The 430-nt window shown below is 51.4% G+C and carries 1 tRNA gene and 1 rRNA gene; both read right to left on the bottom strand.

The features are described 5' to 3' along the window. Positions 1-7 precede the first annotated feature (7 nt). Positions 8-84: transfer RNA gene (locus tag MUW49_RS20225), tRNA-Asp, on the bottom strand. A gap of 98 nt (positions 85-182) precedes the next feature. Then, positions 183-297 (bottom strand): 5S ribosomal RNA (gene rrf, locus MUW49_RS20220). Positions 298-430 lie beyond the last annotated feature (133 nt).

Raw genomic sequence — 430 nt, 5'->3', positions numbered from 1 at the left:
AATTTAGTGGCGGAGCGGACGGGACTCGAACCCGCGACCCCCGGCGTGACAGGCCGGTATTCTAACCGACTGAACTACCGCTCCGCATTCGGTTAGCTTTCGCTAAATCTTTTGCTGCTTGTTTGTGAGGTGTCATCCTCGCAGCCGGTCATGTAATTCTTCACATCACCGTTTAATTGGATGCCTGGCAGTGTCCTACTCTCGCATGGCGAATGCCACACTACCATCGGCGCTACAGCGTTTCACTTCTGAGTTCGGCATGGGGTCAGGTGGTTCCACTGCGCTATTGCCGCCAGGCAAAATCTTCAATCTGAAAAAGCTGATTTAGTTATTCGTTCTCGGTATCTGCTACAAGTCTCTGAACACTTCTTGGGTGTTGTATGGTTAAGCCTCACGGGTAATTAGTATGGGTTAGCTCAACACGTCGCCG

Source organism: Aeromonas sp. LsrichE-8G (genome assembly GCF_022869435.1).
Lineage (GTDB): Bacteria > Pseudomonadota > Gammaproteobacteria > Enterobacterales > Aeromonadaceae > Aeromonas > Aeromonas caviae.
The sequence above is the reverse complement of the archived record's forward strand: the minus strand, read 5'-3'. Positions and strand labels throughout refer to the sequence as shown.